Here is a 16813-nt window from a genome sequence, read left to right as displayed (position 1 = left end):
GGTGGAGCGCGCACGGGCCGCGGTCGCGGGAGGCTCCTCGCACCCGCCTGGTAACTCTTTATAGTGGTTACATGACTGACGAACGGGCGACCGGACTGGTGCTGCACACTCCCGGAGGTGCGCGCTACCTCTTCGACCCCGGCGCGCTCTGCCTGGAGCTCCTCACCACCGGCGGCCCCGGCGACTACGCCCGGTACGAGGTGCTGCACCACCCCGAGGACCTCACCCGGTGGCTGGAGCTGTCCCGGCTGGAACTCCCCGAGGAGGGCGTCCGCGTCGACGTGGGGCAGCTGACCGCCACCCGGACCCTGCGGGACGCGCTCTGGCGCCTCGCGGCGGCCCGGGCACACGGCGAGGCGGGGGCCGGGGCGGACTACGCCGTACTCAACCGCGCCGCCGCCCACCCGCCGCTCGTCCCGCAGATCGGCCCGGACGGCGCGGCCGCCGCCCCGCTGCCGGCCGACGGCGACCAGGTCCTCTCCGCCCTCGCCCGTGACGCCATCACCCTGCTCACCGGCCCCTACGCGGACCGGGTCCGGGAGTGCGGCGGCCACAACTGCCGCCTGATCTTCGTCGACACCTCGCGGCCCGGCCGGCGGCGCTGGTGCTCGATGGAGCACTGCGGCAACCTGCACAAGGTCCGCGCCCTCCGGGCCCGACGCGACGAGGCCGAGCGGACGGACCCCGCCACCGGGTCGGCCTGACCGGCCGGGCCGACCGGGGCGGCGGCACGGTCCGGCGCAGGTGGCGGCACAGGCATTCGGACCACAGCGGCGTGTCCTTCCCGGCCCACCGGACGTTCACCGGCTGATCCACCGTCTGAGAGCATGGAGCGATGCGACCGCTGTACTCCGTCCCCCTCGGAATCGCCGCCACCGGCGCCGCCTGCCTCGCCTACTCCGCCGGGTACGAGGTCCGTTCCTTCCGGCTCCGCCGGGTCGAGGTCCCCGTCCTGCCCAAGGGCGCCCGCCCCCTCCGGGTACTGCAGGTCTCGGACATCCACATGGTGAGCGGCCAGGGCAAGAAGCAGCGCTGGCTGCAGAGCCTCGCCGGACTCCGGCCCGACCTGGTGGTCAACACCGGCGACAACCTCTCCGACCCGCTCGGCGTCCCCGCCACGCTCGACGCGCTCGGGCCACTGATGGACTTCCCCGGGGTCTACGTCTTCGGCTCGAACGACTACTACGGCCCGGCCCGCAAGAACCCGGCCCGCTACCTCCAGGCGATGCGCAGCGGCGCCCACGGGATGAACAACCCCGACGGCACCGCGCGGCGCGGCATCACCGGCGCCGTGCACAACCCGTGGGAGAAGCTGCGCGACGGCTTCGACGCGGCCGGCTGGCTCGACCTCACCAACACCCGCGGCCGGCTGAACATCGGCGGCCTCGACCTCGAGTTCACCGGCCTGGACGACCCGCACATCCGCCGCGACCGCTACAGCGAGGTCACCGGCGGCCCGTCCGCCGACGCCGACCTCTCGCTGGGCATCGTGCACGCGCCCTACCTGCGCGTCCTGGACGCCTTCACCGCCGACCGCTACCCGCTGATCCTGGCCGGCCACACCCACGGCGGCCAGCTCTGCGTCCCCTTCTACGGCGCCCTGGTCACCAACTGCGACATCGACTCCAAGCGGGTCAAGGGCCTCTCCACCCACCAGGCCGGCGGCCGCCGCGCCTTCCTCCACGTCTCGGCCGGCTGCGGCACCAACCGCTACACCCCCGTCCGCTTCGCCTGCCCGCCCGAGGCCACCCTCCTCACCCTCACCCCCTCCCGCTGACCTGCGGCGGAGCCCCCCGGGGAATCGGATTTCGTCTCTCGGCAAGCGTCCGGTAGAGTTCTACTCGTTGCGAAGGAGACGGAGCAACAAACCGCAGGACCGGGGTGTGGCGCAGCTTGGTAGCGCGCTTCGTTCGGGACGAAGAGGCCGTGGGTTCAAATCCCGCCACCCCGACCCAGTAACACCAGCTCAGGGCCGGTGACCCGTAAGGGTCACCGGCCCTGACTGCTTTTCCCGGGGGGCTCGGGAATCCGGGAGAGGCCGCCGGCCGGGGCGGCTCCCGGTGGGCGGTGGCTGACCCGTCCTCAGGAGTGGAATCGGGGGCGGGACTCCCGTGACGTGCGCCACGGGCGGGGTGGCCGTCGAGTGGATCGTCGCCGGGGGTACGGGCCGGGTGGGCCCGTTCGTTCTCCGTGGCGGTGGTGATCTGCTCGACGGCGCCGGCCGCGCGGGTCAGTGGGTGGGGGCGTCGGGGTGGGGGACGACGGTGACGACGGTGGAGCAGGAGGTGGCGTCGTCGGGGCCCTGGTGGAGGGTCACGCCGATGCGGTCGCGGCCGGCCGGGTCGCGGGCCAGGCGGGCGGCCTCGACCAGGCAGGGCTCGTCGAGTTCGACGTAGCTGGTGAAGACGCACTCCATGGCGACCGCCAGGACGGGGGCCGGGGAGCAGAGGGCCTGGGCGGCCTGGCGGCAGGCGTCGAGGAGCAGGGCGCCGGGCGCGTGGTCGACGGGGTGGTCGAAGTAGACCGGGTGGGAGGTGTCGACCCGCAGCTGCCAGCGCCGGGCGTGGTCGGTGGCGGAGAGGGCGACGTCCTGCGAGGTGGTGGCATCGGGTCTCGCGGTGCGTATCGGGGGCCCGGGCGGCACGGCGCGTGCCATCGCCGTGGCGGCGTCGGCGTGGTCCCCGCGCAGCCGCCGGTAGATGGCCGGGGCCTGGACGGTGAAGCGGGTCTGGGCGGTGGCGAGCGGCTCGCCGGCCCGGCTCACCATGTAGGAGAGGGTGAGGGCGCAGACCCGGTTGCCGCGGCGGACCACGTCCTGGCAGACCACGTCCAGCTGGACCTCGTCGCCGTCCCGCTCGGCGGGGCGGTCGGCCAGGAGCAGCTCGGGGACCAGTGCGAAGCTGAACCGGTCCCAGACGAGGTGGTGCCCGAGCGGGACGTCGAAGGCGGCGTGGGAGAGCAGCGGGAAGCTCTGCCGGACCGTCTCGACCAGCAGCATCGGGTCGTAGAGCCCGCTGTCGGCGCGATCGCGGGGCCAGCGGGCGGTTACCCGGTAGGCGTCCGGACCGGTGGTCTCCCAGCCGGTCAGCAGCACTTCTTCGGCCGCGCGCTTGTGGACGAGTTCCTTGGGCACGGTGGTCGCAGCAGTCATGGTGCTGCCGTGGTCTGTGCGATACATGTGTGCACTCCCCCAGAATGGCCACTGGCGTGGTTGGTGGAGCCTCCGTTGTGTACGCCGGGCCCCGCTGCAAATAACGTAGAGGTCGTTCTTTTTGTTTGTCGAGGAGTTTGGAGTCACTGTGACGCGAGCGAAGCAGGACCGAGCCGTACGCACCCGCGGGACGATCCTGAGGGCCGCCGCACAGGTCTTCGACGAGTACGGGTTCAGCGGCTCAAGCGTCAACAAGATCATCACACAGGCGGGCACCACCCAAGGCGCAATGTACTTCCACTTCCGGTCGAAGGAGGAACTGGCCAAGGCGGTGATGGACGAGCAGGCCGCCGACCTGGAACTGCCGGACCGGCCGGCCGGTCTGCGTCAGCTCCTCGACCTCAACCTGTACCTGGCCGACGAGCTGCGGGAGAACGTGCTGCTGCGCGCGGGCGTCACGCTCGCCGTCGAGCAGGGCCAGCTCGGCCTGCGGGACGTCCGGCCGTACGAGATGTGGGCCGAGCAGTTCTGCGCCGAGCTGGAGGAGGCCCGCAAGGCCGGTGAGCTGCTGCCCGACGTCGACTCGGCGGAGTTCTCCCAGGTCCTGGTCGGGGCCTACACCGGCACCCAGGTCATGTCCCACCTGCGCAGCAACCGCGCCGACCTGCCGGAGCGGATCGCCCGGCTCTGGTGGTACCTGCTGCCCGGGATCGCGACCGCGCCGGTCGTGAAGACCCTGCGGGGCGTCCTCGCGGAGCGCGGGCACCGGGCGTGACGCGCATCCTGCTGACCGGGGCCGGCGGCTTCATCGGCTCCGCGGTGCTCGCCGCGCTGCGCGCCCGGCCGGAGACCGGCGTGATCCGGGCCGTCGCCCGCTCCGCCGCGCCGCCCGGGACGGTCCGGGTCGCGGCGGACCTCACCGACCCGGCGACCCTGCGCGGCGCGGCCGACGGCGCCGACGTCCTGGTCCACCTCGCCGCCGCCGTCTCCGGTGACGAAGACGCCTGCGCGGCGGTCAACGTGCTCGGCACCCGGGCGCTGCTCGCGGAGGCCGCCCGGGCGGGCGTGGGGCGGATCGTCCACCTCTCCACCACCGCCGTGTACGGCCCCGGCCCGCACCGGGGCATCGACGTGGACGGGGTGACGCCGGCGCCCGTCTCGGCGGCCAGCCGGACCAGGCTGATCGGGGAGCGCGCGGCGCTCGACGCCGGCGCGGTGGTGCTGCGCGCGCCGCTGGTGCTGGGTGCCGGGGACCGCTGGGTCGTGCCCTGCCTGGCCGAACTCACCCGGCGGGTGCCGGCCCGGTGGGACGGCGGCGCGGCCCTGCTCTCGCTGGTCGCGGTGGAGGACCTGGCCCGGCTCGTCGCCGGGCTGGCCCTCGGGCCGGAACGGCCACCGAGCGGGGTCCACCACGCCGGCCACCCCGAACCCGTCCGCAGCGCCGCCCTGTTGGACGCCCTGGCCGAGCACGGGGTACTGCCGCCGACCCCCGGCCAGGACTGGCCCTGGGAGCGCTGCCTGGCCGAACTGCGGCGGGCGCCCGGGGTGTTCAGCGAGCGGCAGTTCGCGCTGCTGGCCCAGGACCACTGGTACCGCAGCACGGAGATCTGGCGGTCGACCGGCACCGATCCCGGGCCGGGACCGCTGCACCGGCTCGCCGCGGCCGCGCCCTGGTACCGGGACCACCTCGCGCGGACGGACGCCACGGCCACCGAACGGAGTTCCGAGGGAGTTGCCAAAGCTGCAAGCGGATGACGGCCGAGCGGTGCGTATGCGGCCCGCTCCGCGTAGCGTCGGGACTCCGTCGGATCGGCTCGGACCGACGCAGGGGTCCCGGCCTTCCGCCCGCCCCGCTCCGTCTGCTCGAAGGAGCCACTCCCGCTCATGCGGTTCGTCAGTCCCCCGCTCCAGGCCGCGGAGCCGGTGCCGACGCTCGGCCGGTGCGCCAGAGCAGCCCTCCCCGACGGCGGTGGGCGATGAAACAGGAACGCGCCCAGCACACCCGACGGGCCCTGCTGCGGGCCGCCGCGGGCGAGTTCGACCAGCACGGCTACGCCGGCACCTCGCTCTCCCGGGTCAGCCGGGCGGCCGGGGTCACGATGGGCGCGCTGACCTTCCACTTCCCCACCAAGGCCAGCCTGGCGGACGCCGTCCGCGCGGACGCCGTCGAGCTCACCCGGGCCGCCCTCGGGGGCCCGGCGGAGGGCGGCAGAACGGCGGAGGACGGGGGCCCGGCGGAGGGCGGGGCCACGGCGGGCGACAGGGCCCCGGCGGGTGACGCGAGAGCGGACGGCGGGCCTCCGGCCCGCGACAGCCCCGGCGGGGCCGACAGCGCCCCGTCGGGCTGCGGCACCGGCGAGGTGGCGCGGCTGACCGACGTGCTCACCCGGCTGCTCCAGGACGAGCCCAGCGTCAGCGCGGCGGCCAGACTGGCCTGGGAGCAGCCCGGCTCGGCCGACAACTGGTACGCCAGCTGGATCCCCGTCCTGCGAGGGCACCTGACGCGGCACCAGCCGGGCGTCCCCAGGCCGCGGGCCGGCGGGTCGAACGGCCCCGGGCCGCAGGGCCCTGCGGCCCGGCACGACCTCGAAGCCCAGGGCCCCGCAGCACAGTGCGACCCCGACGGACAGCACACCGCAGCACAGCGCACCCCCCACGGGCAGGGTCCCGGGGACCGGATGGCCCCGACGGCGGTGGCCGCCGATGCGCAGGACCTCGAAATCCTGGTGCACTGCCTCGTGGTGGGCTCGGAGGCCCTGCGGCGCGGCGTCGTGCCGGTGGGCGGGGCGACCGCCCCCACCGGGGACGAGCTCCGGCAGCGGCTCCGCAGGCTCTGGCACCGCACGCTGGCCGGCCCCTCGGCCTGACGCCGTCCCTCCGTACGCGCCCCGCGGCCGGGCCGGACACCGGCGCGGTACCGGCGCAGGAGCAGCGCACCCCCATGCTCCGCGCCCTGCGATGGCAGGTGTGCGCCGGGGCGCACACACCCCGGCATACGAACTTGTCAGAATCGTGCCAGCGCTCACCTCGACCCCCAAAACAAAGCGATCGTTCGCTATTCTTCCCGGGACGGCACTCACGGCACCTCACGATCCCGGGGAGCTCACATGGACGCGCAACACCTGCCGCCGGCCGGCGAAGCATCGGTCTCCCGGTTCGCCGAGCAGGTCTTCGCCCACCTGCCCCGGATAGACCAACGCCGCTGGGCCCACGCCTATCTACGCGGCCTGCTCGCCGCACCGGGCCGCAAGTCGTTGTCGAACATGGCCACCAGCCTGACCACGAGCCGGACCGCCGCGCTCTCGCTGCAGCAGTTCATCAACGGCAGCCCGTGGGACTGGCGGCCGGCCCGCCGCACCCTGGCCCGCCTCACCACCACCGGCCCGCGCCCGGTACGGGCCTGGACGGCCACCCTGGCGGTCATCCCCAAGCGGGGCGACCAGGCGGTCGGCGTCCACCGCCGCTTCGTCCCGGAGTTCGGCCGCACCATCAAGTGCCAGGCCGCGGCCGGGATGTTCATCGCCACCGACCGGCACGCCGTACCGGTCGACTGGTCGCTGCTGCTCGACGCCGACTGGACGGAGGACCGGGACCGCCGGGTCCGCGCCCGGATCCCGGACTCCGTCACCCCGCGCCCGGCCGACCGGACGGTGCTCGACATGGTCGACCGGCTGGCCGCCCACCTCCCCGTCGCCCCGCTGGTCGCGGACCTCACGGTGGTCGACGACCTGCCGCCGCTGATGTCGGCGCTCGCCCGCCGGGGCGTCCCGTACCTGCTGGAGGCCCGGCCGCACCAGGCCGTCCGCCCCGTCCTGCAGGCCACCACCGGGCGGTTCGGCCGGATCCAGCAGGACGCCGTGCCGGTCGAGTCGCTCCTCCCGCGCCAGCGGCCGCGCACGCCCGGCACCCCGCAGCCGACGCTGCGCTGCGTCCCGGTCCTGACCCCCGGCGTCCAGGGCGCGCCCGTCCACCGGCTCTGGGTGCAGGACGCCCGCGGCGGCAGGGACCGGCGGTACTGGCTGACCAACCTCAGCGAGGACGCTCCCGCCGTGCTCGCCCTGCTCGGCACCGCGGCGACCACCCGGGACGCCGTGGACCGGCTGGGCGCCGACTTCGGCCTGCTGGACTTCTCGGGCCGTTCCTACCTCGGCTGGCACCACCACATGACGATGGTCTCGGCCGCGTACGCGCTCGGCCACGACCGGCCGGACCTGACCGGGACGCCGGCTCGCGAGGTGTTCCGCACCTCCGCCTGACCCCCTCCCGACCGCCGCCCACCCGGGGCCGGCCGCCCGCGCGGCAGCGGGCCGGCTCCGGGAGCGCCGGCGCCCTACGCCACCAGCGCCGCGGCCTCCGCCTCCCGGGCCGCGGCCTCCGCCTCCCGGGCCGCCGCGACCATGCCCGCCAGGGCGGCCCGGCTCGCCCCGAGGACCAGCAACTGCCGGTCGAGCGCCGCCAGCCGGTCTTCGAGCACCTCCAGCACGCACGAGTCCACCGTGTTCTCACCGCTCACACAGGGCAGCACATCGCGGATGGCACTGGTCGAGAGCCCCGCGCCCAGCAGGGCCCGGATCCGGCGCACGACCACCGGCGCGTCGGCGCCGTACCGGCGGTGGCCGCCGTCGCGCCGGCGGGTCTCCAGCAGCCCCTGCTCCTCGTAGTACCGCAGCAGGCGGACGCTGACCCCGGTCTGCGCCGACAGTTCACCGATCCGCATGTGACCCTCCGAACGCGCGGCCGCGCATCGCCCACCGACGGTGATTGTAACGCCGAAGGGAACACCCGATCGCGTGCGGAGCGAGTCACCGACTCAGGTGCAGTACACGTGATTTGACGGCCCGTCGGGCCCATGGGAAAGCGGCGGCCGGACAGCGGAGAGAGCCGGGTGGCCGGGACGGGCACCGCTCTCCGTCCCGGTCGCCCGGCCCACCGTTCGCGCCTGCGCCGATCCGTCAGCCGAGGATCCGGAACGCCGAATCCGGCTGCCCCGCGTACGCGTTGCTCAGCGCGAAGGTCCGGCTGCTGGGGCGGAAGATCCCCACCTGCTCCGCGCTGCCGAGCCGGGAGCGGCGGCGCCGACGAGTTGCCGGCACGTCGGCCGTCGCCGGTCCGCGGGGGCAGCGTCAGAGGAGGTCCGGGAGGTCGGTGCGGGCGGTGACGCCGAGCTTGGGGTAGGCCTTGTAGAGGTGGTGGCCGACCGTGCGCGGGCTGAGGAAGAGCTGGGCCGCGATGTCGCGGTTGGTGAGCCCCCGCGCCGCCAGCCGGACGATCTGCAGTTCCTGCGGGGTGAGGGTGGCCAGGGGCCCCACCGGGGCGTCGGCGGGGGCCGGGGCGCCGGCTCCGGTGGCGGTGAGTTCGGTGCGGGCGCGGTCGGCCCACGGGTGGGCGGCGAGCAGTTCGAAGGTCTCCAGGGCGGCGCGCAGGTGCGGGCGGGCGTCCGTGCGTCGGCGTTCGCGGCGCAGCCACTCGCCGTAGAGCAGCGCGGTGCGGGCCTGCTCGAAGGGGCGGTGGGTGCCGTCGTGGAGGTCGAGGGCCGCGCGGTAGGCGGACTCGGCGAGTTCGTCCGGCCCGAGCAGTGCCTGGCAGCGCAGCCGCAGCGCCTCGGCCCACGGCACGGCGGTGGCGCCCGCCCAGCGGGCGAAGCGCTCGTACGGTTCGGCGGCCCGCTCCGGGGCGCCCAGCCGGACGGCGGCCTCGACCAGGTCGGGGACGGCCCGGGTGGCGCCCACGTGGTGGCGGTAGGGGCCGGTGGTGAGCGCCTGAAGGCGCTCGGCGGCGTCGGCGGCGCGGCCCCGGCCGAGGTCGAGCAGGGCGAGCGCCCACTGGGCCCAGGGCTCCCCGGGCGCGGGCGCGGGTTCGCCGCCGCCGGGCCCCGCCCCCGTGTCGGTATGGGTGAGCGCCGTCGCCGTCCGCGCGGTCGCGGTGAGCGCGGCGCACTCCTGCTCCGCGCCGCGCAGCGCGGCCAGGAAGCCGAGCAGGGCGCTGAGTTGGCTGACCCACTGGTGCTGGCCGGTGTCCCGGGCCAGGGCCAGGGCCTCGGTGGCGGTGACCTCGGCGTCGCGGTGCCGCCCGTGGAACAGCTCCGCCTCGGCGAGGAAGAACTGCAGCGTGGGCAGCACCCCGACGGTGCCCTTGGCCCGGGCCTCGGCGACGAGTTCGGCGCCGAGTTCCACCGTTTCGGCGTCCCGGCCGAGGACCAGCGTCACCCCGCAGAGCTGGACCAGGTCGCTCGGCGTCTCGGCGCCCGCCCGACGGGCCGCCGCCGCGGTGTCGCGGGCGGCCGGCAGCGGCGGGGCCGGGCGGCCCAGCGCGGGCAGGACGGCCGCCGACAGGTGGCGGGCGAGCGGGGTGAGCGGATCCCCCTCGGCCAGCGGGAGCGCGGCGAGCCGGTCGAGCACGGCGACCACCGGCTCCTCGCCGGCGTACCAGGCCGCGTGGAAGGCCTGGAGCAGCATCCGGGCGGCGTGCGGCGCCTCGATGTCCGTACCGGCCGCGTCCAGCAGCAGCCGGTAGGCCGCCGGGTAGGAGCCGCGCCAGAAGTGCGCGGTGGCCCGGACCTGGTCCAGCAGGGCGTGCGCGAAGACGCTGTCCGTCCGGGCTCCGGCCTGATCGGCGAGCGCCTCGGCCTGTGCCAGCTTGCCCTCCTCGGTGGCGGCCTCGGCCGCCAGCACCAGGCGCCGGGTGGCGCCGTCGCGGTCGGGGGTGAGCCGGGCGGCGCGCTCGTACGCGGCGGCGGCGCCGCCGTGCGCGCCCCTGGTCTCCGCGCTGACGGCGGTGCGCTCCAGGGCGTCGGCGAGGTCGGCGTCGGGCGCGGTGGCGGCGAGGGCCAGGTGCCAGGTCCGGCGGTCGCCGTTCTCCAGGGCTCCGCCGATGGCCCGGTGGACCGTCAGACGCTGTTGTACCGGGGCGCGTTGCAGGATCGCGGCGCGCAGCAGCGGGTGCCGGAACGCGAGGCGGCGGTCGGCGCCCAGGGCGACCAGACCCGCCTCCTCGGCGGGGGCGAGGTGGTCGGCGCTCACGCCGAGGGCGGCCGCGGCCGCCAGCACGACGTCGAGGTCACCGTTCTCCTCGGCGGCGGCGACCAGAAGTAGGGTCTGGGTGGCCGGCGGCAGACCGGTGACCTGGCCGTGGAAGGCGATCTGCAGACGGCTGGTGAGCGCCAGCCCGCCGGAGGCCGCCCCCGCCCGGTCGGGGGCGGATCCCTCGACCGGGACGGGCAGTTCGGTGAGCGCCAGCGGGTTGCCCGCGGACTCGGCGAGCATCCTGCGGCGGACGTCGCCGGTCAGCGCCGACGCGGTGCGGGAGTCGAGCAGCAGGGCGGCGGCGGGCTCGGCGAGCCCGGCCAGCCGGAGTTCGGGCAGGCCGGTCGGCGGCAGACCGTCGCCGGAGGTGCCGGAGGCGCCCGCGTCCCGGGTGGCGAGCAGGAGGGCGACGCCCTCCGCCTGGAGCCTGCGGGCGGCGAGCAGCAGGGCGTCCAGCGAGGCCCGGTCCAGCCACTGCACATCGTCGACGACACACAACAGGGGCTGGTCGGAGGCGAGTTCGGCGAGCAGGCCGAGCGTCGCGAGACCGGTGAGCAGCCGGTCGCCGCCCGGCTGCGCCGGTACGGCGGCGTCCCCCAGTCCGAACGCGCCCTCCAGGGAACGCCGTTGCGGACCAGGCAGGGCGGCGAGCCGGTCCAGCCCGGAGGCGAGCAGCAGACTGAGCCCGGCGAAAGGGAGTTCGGCCTCGTACTCGACGCCGGTCGCCCGGATCACCCGGAACGCGCCGCCGCCCGCCGCCACCGCGTACTCCAGCAGCGCGGTCTTGCCGATCCCCGGCTCGCCGCGCAGCACCAGCACCCCGCTGCGGCCCGCCTTCGCGCCGTCGAGCAGCGCGTCGACGACGGCCTGCTCCTGTTCCCGCCCGTAGAGCATCCCCATCCTCCGACCCTACTGGCGTGGCCTACCTACGGCCCCGGCGGTGCGCCCGCTCCTCTACCTATCCGTGACGGATTCGCCGACCGGGCGTCGTCCGTACCTTCATGAGCAGCGGGAACGACCCGCCGAACCACCCAGCAGGACACGGGAGAAGACGATGAACGACATTCAGGTGACCGACCTCCACCGGCTCGCCGAGCGCTACCTCGCCGCCTGGAACGAGACCGACCCGGCCGCCCGCCGCAAGCTGGTCGACGAGGCGTGGGCCGAGGACGGCAGCTACACCGACCCGCTGGCCGCCGTCACCGGCCGGGACGGCGTCGACGCCCTGATCGGCGCGGCCCAGGCGCAGTTCCCCGGCCTGGAGTTCACCCTCGGTCCGGTCGACGCGCACCACGACATCGCCCGGTTCACCTGGAACCTCGGACCGGCGGGCGGGGAGGCCCTGGTGGTCGGGTTCGACGTGCTGGTCGCCGGTCCGGACGGCCGGATCGCCTCGGTGTACGGCTTCCTGGACCGCGTCCCGGGCGCCTGAGCCGCCGGAGGAGGCAACGGGGGCGGGCGACGCACCCGCCCCCGCGCCCGCACCCGGCCGCCCCTCGCCCGGCCGACCCTCGCCCGGCCGACGCCGTGCGCACCCACGCCCGGCCCCCGCCCCGCTCCCGAAACCGCTCCCGAAACCGCCGAGGAGAGCCCGCGATGAACACCGCCCCGCCCGCGCCTACCGGCCTGCCCACGAGCACCGCCCCGCCCACCCGCACCGCCCTGCCCACGAGCCCGGTCGCGGCCGGGGCTGCGGCCCGGGCCACGGCGCCCGCCACCCGGGGCCTGCTGCCGGTCGTCCTGACCGCCACCTTCATGACCGCCCTCGACGTCTTCGTGGTGAACGTCGCCGTCCCGTCCGTCCAGGCCGACCTGGGCGCCGGCCCGGCCGCCGTCCAGTGGGTGATCGCCGGTTTCGCCCTGGCGCTGGCCGCCGGGCTGATCACCGCCGGCCGGCTGGGCGACCGCTACGGGCGGCGCCGGGTGTTCGCCCTCGGCCTGGCCCTGTTCACGCTCGCCTCGGCCGGCTGCGGCCTGGCCCCGACCGCCGCCGCCCTGGTCGGCGCCCGGATCGCGCAGGGGCTGGCGGCGGCGCTGATGGGCCCGCAGGTGCTGGCCATCCTGCGCACCGCGTTCAGCGGTGCGGCGCAGGCCCGGGCGTTCGCGATGTACGGGCTGACGATGGGCGTGGGCGCGGTGTTCGGCCAGCTGATCGGCGGCGCGCTGATCCGCGCGGACCTCTTCGGCCTGGACTGGCGCAGCTGCTTCCTGCTCAACCTGCCGGTCGGCCTGGCCGCGCTGGGCCTGGTCCGCCGCTGCTTGCCGGAGTCCCGCGCCCCGCACCGCCCCGGGCTGGACCCGGTGGGCGTCCTGCTCGTCACCGTCGCGCTGACCGGCCTGGTGCTGCCGCTGATCCAGGGCCGCGAGGCCGGCTGGCCGCTCTGGACCTGGCTCTGCCTGGGCGCCGCCCTCGCCCTGCTCGTCGGCTTCGCCGTCCACCAGCACCGGCACACCGGGACGCCGCTGGTCGACACCGGTCTCTTCCGGAGCCGGGCCTTCGCCGCCGGGCTGCTCGCCCAACTCGCCTTCTGGCTCGGCCAGGCGTCGTTCTTCCTGGTGCTCGCCCTGCACCTGCAGCAGGGCCGCGGCCTGGACGCCCTCGGCTCCGGCCTGGTCTTCACCGCGATCGGCGCCGGCTACCTGCTCACCTCCACCACGGCGCACCGCGTCGCCGCCCGCCTCGGCCGCCAGGCGATCGCGCTCGGCGGGCTGCTGATGGCCGGCGGGCTGGGCCTGCTCGGCCTCGCCGTCCACGCCGGTGGGACGACCGGCGGCGTCTGGTGGCTGGCGCCGGGCCTGTTCGTGGACGGTCTCGGGATGGGGCTGGTGATCGCCCCGGTGACCAGCGTCGTGCTGGCCTCGGTCGAGCCCCGGCTGGTCGGGTCGGCCGCGGGGCTGTTGGCCACCGTGCAGCAGGTCGCCGGGGCGCTCGGGATCGCGCTGATCGGGATCGTCCACTACGGCGCCGGCGACCCGGTCACCGCCCTGGAGCGCAGCGTCGCCGCGCTGGCGGTGCTGGAGTTGCTGCTGGTGGGCCTGGTGCAGCTGCTGCCCCGCCGGACGCCCTGAGGGGAGCGCGGCAGGGCGGGTGGACCGGTCCCGGTCCACCCGCCCGTTCCGTTCACTCCCCCCGATCGGGTTGGATGGGTGGATGAGCGAGGAGAAGAGCGCCGTACCGGCGTGGGAGCAGCGGTTCAGGGCAGCCAGGGTTTCCCTCCCGGACTGGGCGGAGGACGCCCCCGACCGGTCGCTGTACGTGTCCAACGCGACCGGTACCTACGAGGTGTACGCCTGGGACCGCGCCACCGACACCCACCGGCAGGTCACCGACCGGCCGAACGGCACCACCGACGCCGAGCTGTCGCCCGACGGCGCGTGGATCTGGTGGTTCGACGACAACGACGGGGACGAGTTCGGGATCTGGCGCCGCCAGCCGTTCGCCGGCCGCCCGGAGGACGGCGCCGGCTCTCCCGACGAGGAGGCCGTGCCCGGCCTGGCCGCCTCCTACTCCGCGGGCCTCGCCCTCGGCCGGGACGGCACGGTCGTGGTAGGCCGCTCCACCGACGAGCACGGCACCACCCTCCACCTGCGCCGCCCGGGCGCGGCCGAGGCGGTGGAGATCTACCGCCACGAGGAGTACGGCGGCATCGGCGACCTCAGCTACGACAGCGCGCTGCTCGCCATCGACCACACCGAGCACGGCGACGCGATGCACTCGGCGCTGCGGGTCGTCCGGCTCGCCGACGGCGCGACCGTCGCCGAGCTGGACGAGGTCACCGGGCACCCGGAGCCGCGCGGCATCGCCTGCCTCGGCTTCGCACCGGTCGACGGCGACACCCGGCTGCTGGTCGCCCACCAGCGCACCGGCCGCTGGGAGCCGATGATCTGGGACGTGGCCACGGGGGCCGAGACCGCGCTGGCGCTCCGCGACGAGCAGGGCCGCGAGCTGCCCGGCGACGTCTCCGCCCAGTGGCGCCCCGACGCCCGCGCGCTGCTGGTCGAGCACGAGTACGAGGCGCGCAGCGAGCTGTTCTCGTACGCCCTCGACACCGGGGTACTGACCCGGCTGGAGACCCCGCGCGGCACCGTCGGCGGCGCGACCGCCCGCCCGGACGGCACGGTGGAGTTCCTCTGGTCCTCCGCCGCCGAGCCGTCCGCCGTCCGGTCCACCGCCGGCACGGTCGTCCTGCGGGCGCCGGGCCCGGTGCCGCCGGGCTCGGTACCGGTCGAGGACGTCTGGGTGGACGGCCCGGGCGGCCGGGTGCACGCACTGGTCCAGCGCCCGGTCGGCGACGGCCCGTTCCCGACCGTCTTCGACGTCCACGGCGGACCGACCCACCACGACAGCGACTCCTTCGCCGCCGGCCCGGCCGCCTGGCTGGACCACGGCTTCGCGGTGGTCCGGGTCAACTACCGCGGCTCCACCGGCTACGGCCAGGCCTGGACGGACGCGCTGCACGAGCGGGTCGGCCTGATCGAGCTGGAGGACATCGCCGCCGTCCGCGCCTGGGCGGTAGCGAGCGGGCTCGCCGACCCGGAGCGGCTGGTGCTCACCGGCGGCTCGTGGGGCGGCTACCTCACCCTGCTCGGCCTCGGCGTGCAGCCGGAGAACTGGACCCTCGGCGTCGCCGCCGTCCCGGTCGCCGACTACCTGACGGCGTACGACGACGAGATGGAGGCGCTGAAGTCCCTGGACCGCACGCTCTTCGGCGGCACACCGACCGAGGTGCCCGAGCGCTGGACCGCCTCCTCGCCGCTGACCTACGTCGAGCGGGTCCGGGTGCCGGTCTACATCAGCGCCGGGGTGAACGACCCGCGCTGCCCGATCCGGCAGATCGAGAACTACGTGGAGCGGCTGGAGCAGCTGGGCCGGCCGCACGAGGTCTACCGGTACGACGCCGGGCACGGCTCGCTGGTGGTGGAGGAGCGGATCAAGCAGCTGCGGCTGGAGATCGACTTCGTCCGGCGGCACCTGGGCGCGGGGAGCGCCGGGGCGGGTCAGGGCGAGCCGAGCGACGGGGGCAAGGGGTGAGACGTCGGCTGACGCTCATGGGGGTGGGGGTGGCCGGGGCGCTCGCGCTCACCGGCTGCTCGGGTCAGGACGGCAGCGACGCGGCCTGCCCGCCGCCGCTGCCGCCGTCCAGCCGGCCGACGGCGACCGCCACGGCGACGGCCACCGCGACGACGGCCGCGGCCGGGGCGGCGGGGGGCCCGGCCGTCCGGGCGGTCTTCCGCGCGGCCGACGTCGCGGTGGGCGTGTCAGGTGCGTCAGGTGCGTCAGGTGCGGCCGTCACAAACGTCACGGCCGTCACGGACGTCACGCGGGCCGACGCCGGTGACGGGGCGGTCGTGCTCGCCTCGTCCAAGTCGTCCGGGTCCAAGGGGTCGAAGAGCTCCAAGAGCGGGCGCAGCACCCGCCACCACACCGACCACTACGACTCGGACGACGACAGCGGCAGCGGGAGCGGGAGCGGCCGGTGCGGCAACCCGCCCCCGACGGTCTCGCCGTCCTCGACCCCGTCCGGCACACCCTGGTCCCCGCCCGCGGCGACTCCGCACCCGACGCCGGCCGTGCCGACGGCGCCCGTTCTGCCGTCCAAGCCGGCCGTCCCGCCGGCGAAGCCCTCACGCTGAGCCCGGCGTCCGGAGCGATCAGCCCCGCGTCCGGCGAGCTGGGTCCGGAGGGCTGAGCCCGGCGTCCGGAGCGCCGAACCCGCCCCGGGCGGCCGCTCGCACCCCGGCCGGGGCTACTCCAGGACCGGGTCCAGCCCGAGGGCCCGGTCCTGCTCGGCCTCCGCCTCGCGTCGCACCAGGCGGAACCACATGAAGACGACGAAGCCGCCGAAGACGAACCACTCCAGGGTGTACCCGAGGTTCTGGAACGCCCGCAGGCTGAGGCCGTCGCCGCCCTGCGGCTGCACGGTCGGCACCGGGGTCAGCCCCGCCGGCACGGTGTCCGAGGACACCCAGCCGTCGTACCAGCCCTCGTAGGAGAGCTTGTTGACGAGCGAGGCCTTGTTGATCGTGCCGAGCTGTCCGGCCGGGAGCCCGCCGGCCACGGCGCCGCCGCTGCCGCTGCTCTCGCCGGCCTGCAACCGCCCGGCCACCGTGACCTCGCCGGCCGGCGGCAGCGCCGTGGCGGCCGCGCCCTCGGCGGGCGTGCCCGGCGCCCAGCCGCGAACCACCGCGACGATCCGGCCGTCGTCGGTGCGCAGCGGGGTGAGCACGTAGTAGCCCTGCTTGCCGTCCAGCACCCGGTTGGGCACGAGCAGCTGGTGTTCCTGGTCGAAGGTCCCGGACACCGTCACGGCCCGGCCGACGGTGTCGGTGGTGACCTGCGGCCGGTCGGGGCCGAGCAGTTCGCCGAGCGGCGCGGCCGTGCCGGCGTCGTCCACCGCCTTGCTGATCTCCTGATGCGAGGAGACCTTGTCCTCGAACCGGCCGAGCTGCCAGGAGCCGAGCCAGACGCACACCGCCACGGCCGCGACGGCCAGCGCGGTGCCGCTCAGCCAGCGCGGAGTGAGGAGGAACCGGTACACACCCCCCACGGTAACCAGTCCTCACACCCCGCCCGACCACAGGGGCCCCCGCCACGCCCGCCCGGACCGGGGCCGGGCACCGCGGCCGGGGCCCGCACGAG

The 16813-nt window shown here is 75.8% G+C and carries 15 protein-coding genes and 1 tRNA gene; 11 read left to right on the top strand and 5 right to left on the bottom strand.

From position 1 onward, the window contains the following. Window positions 1-71: 71 nt before the first annotated feature. The 3 genes from ABZ495_RS02185 (at window position 72) to ABZ495_RS02175 (ending at window position 1951) form a co-directional block, all read left to right on the top strand. Window positions 72-704: a CGNR zinc finger domain-containing protein gene (locus ABZ495_RS02185; protein WP_359834006.1), complete on the top strand. Its 633-nt coding sequence runs from the start codon at window positions 72-74 to the stop codon at window positions 702-704. A gap of 131 nt (window positions 705-835) precedes the next feature. After that, the gene (locus tag ABZ495_RS02180) at window positions 836-1777 is read left to right on the top strand and encodes a metallophosphoesterase (protein WP_329488537.1); all 942 of its coding nucleotides are present in this window, start codon (window positions 836-838) and stop codon (window positions 1775-1777) included. 100 nt (window positions 1778-1877) lie between these two features. Then, window positions 1878-1951: transfer RNA gene (locus tag ABZ495_RS02175), tRNA-Pro, on the top strand. Between the two features lie 279 nt (window positions 1952-2230). Here ABZ495_RS02175 and ABZ495_RS02170 read toward each other — a convergent pair. Next, a complete protein-coding gene (locus ABZ495_RS02170; protein WP_359834004.1) occupies window positions 2231-3178 on the bottom strand; it encodes a ScbA/BarX family gamma-butyrolactone biosynthesis protein in 948 nt (315 codons plus the stop codon). A gap of 121 nt (window positions 3179-3299) precedes the next feature. Between ABZ495_RS02170 and ABZ495_RS02165 the strand changes: the two genes are divergently transcribed. The 4 genes from ABZ495_RS02165 (at window position 3300) to ABZ495_RS02150 (ending at window position 7407) form a co-directional block, all read left to right on the top strand. Continuing rightward, window positions 3300-3926, top strand: coding sequence for a ScbR family autoregulator-binding transcription factor (locus ABZ495_RS02165; protein ID WP_329488588.1), 627 nt, complete (start codon window positions 3300-3302; stop codon window positions 3924-3926). Then, complete coding sequence (locus ABZ495_RS02160) at window positions 3923-4906, top strand: NAD-dependent epimerase/dehydratase family protein (protein ID WP_359834002.1); 984 nt, start codon at window positions 3923-3925, stop codon at window positions 4904-4906. Before ABZ495_RS02165 ends, ABZ495_RS02160 begins: the two co-directional genes overlap by 4 nt. 221 nt (window positions 4907-5127) lie before the next feature. Continuing rightward, window positions 5128-6018 (top strand): TetR family transcriptional regulator, encoded by an 891-nt coding sequence (locus ABZ495_RS02155; RefSeq protein WP_359834000.1) that lies wholly within the window; start codon window positions 5128-5130, stop codon window positions 6016-6018. Window positions 6019-6258: 240 nt separating this feature from the next. Beyond that, complete coding sequence (locus ABZ495_RS02150; protein WP_352290566.1) at window positions 6259-7407, top strand: transposase; 1149 nt, start codon at window positions 6259-6261, stop codon at window positions 7405-7407. A 74-nt stretch (window positions 7408-7481) separates the two neighbouring features. Here the strand turns inward: ABZ495_RS02150 and ABZ495_RS02145 are convergent, their stop codons facing one another. From ABZ495_RS02145 to ABZ495_RS02135, 3 genes are all read right to left on the bottom strand, one after another. Beyond that, the gene (locus tag ABZ495_RS02145; RefSeq protein ID WP_359833998.1) at window positions 7482-7868 is read right to left on the bottom strand and encodes a MerR family transcriptional regulator; all 387 of its coding nucleotides are present in this window, start codon (window positions 7866-7868) and stop codon (window positions 7482-7484) included. A 235-nt stretch (window positions 7869-8103) separates the two neighbouring features. Then, window positions 8104-8244, bottom strand: coding sequence for a hypothetical protein (locus ABZ495_RS02140; protein ID WP_359833996.1), 141 nt, complete (start codon window positions 8242-8244; stop codon window positions 8104-8106). A gap of 30 nt (window positions 8245-8274) precedes the next feature. After that, window positions 8275-11073 carry an AAA family ATPase gene (locus ABZ495_RS02135; protein WP_359833995.1) on the bottom strand — a complete coding sequence of 933 codons (2799 nt, stop codon included), beginning with the start codon at window positions 11071-11073 and terminating at the stop codon, window positions 8275-8277. A gap of 154 nt (window positions 11074-11227) precedes the next feature. Between ABZ495_RS02135 and ABZ495_RS02130 the strand changes: the two genes are divergently transcribed. From ABZ495_RS02130 to ABZ495_RS02115, 4 genes are all read left to right on the top strand, one after another. Further along, window positions 11228-11605: a nuclear transport factor 2 family protein gene (locus ABZ495_RS02130; RefSeq protein ID WP_352290558.1), complete on the top strand. Its 378-nt coding sequence runs from the start codon at window positions 11228-11230 to the stop codon at window positions 11603-11605. A 164-nt stretch (window positions 11606-11769) separates the two neighbouring features. Then, window positions 11770-13242, top strand: a complete 1473-nt coding sequence (locus ABZ495_RS02125; RefSeq protein WP_359833993.1) for an MFS transporter — start codon at window positions 11770-11772, stop codon at window positions 13240-13242. A gap of 82 nt (window positions 13243-13324) precedes the next feature. Beyond that, window positions 13325-15205 (top strand): prolyl oligopeptidase family serine peptidase, encoded by a 1881-nt coding sequence (locus tag ABZ495_RS02120; RefSeq protein ID WP_359804109.1) that lies wholly within the window; start codon window positions 13325-13327, stop codon window positions 15203-15205. Window positions 15206-15222: 17 nt separating this feature from the next. Beyond that, complete coding sequence (locus tag ABZ495_RS02115) at window positions 15223-15807, top strand: hypothetical protein (protein WP_359833991.1); 585 nt, start codon at window positions 15223-15225, stop codon at window positions 15805-15807. A gap of 113 nt (window positions 15808-15920) precedes the next feature. Here ABZ495_RS02115 and ABZ495_RS02110 read toward each other — a convergent pair whose 3' ends face one another. After that, window positions 15921-16712 carry an SURF1 family protein gene (locus tag ABZ495_RS02110; protein WP_359833989.1) on the bottom strand — a complete coding sequence of 264 codons (792 nt, stop codon included), beginning with the start codon at window positions 16710-16712 and terminating at the stop codon, window positions 15921-15923. Window positions 16713-16813: the final 101 nt, after the last annotated feature.

Source organism: Kitasatospora sp. NPDC005748, from assembly GCF_040630735.1.
GTDB lineage: Bacteria > Actinomycetota > Actinomycetes > Streptomycetales > Streptomycetaceae > Kitasatospora.
Note: the sequence above shows the minus strand (reverse complement) of the source record. Positions and strands in the feature narration are given on the sequence as shown.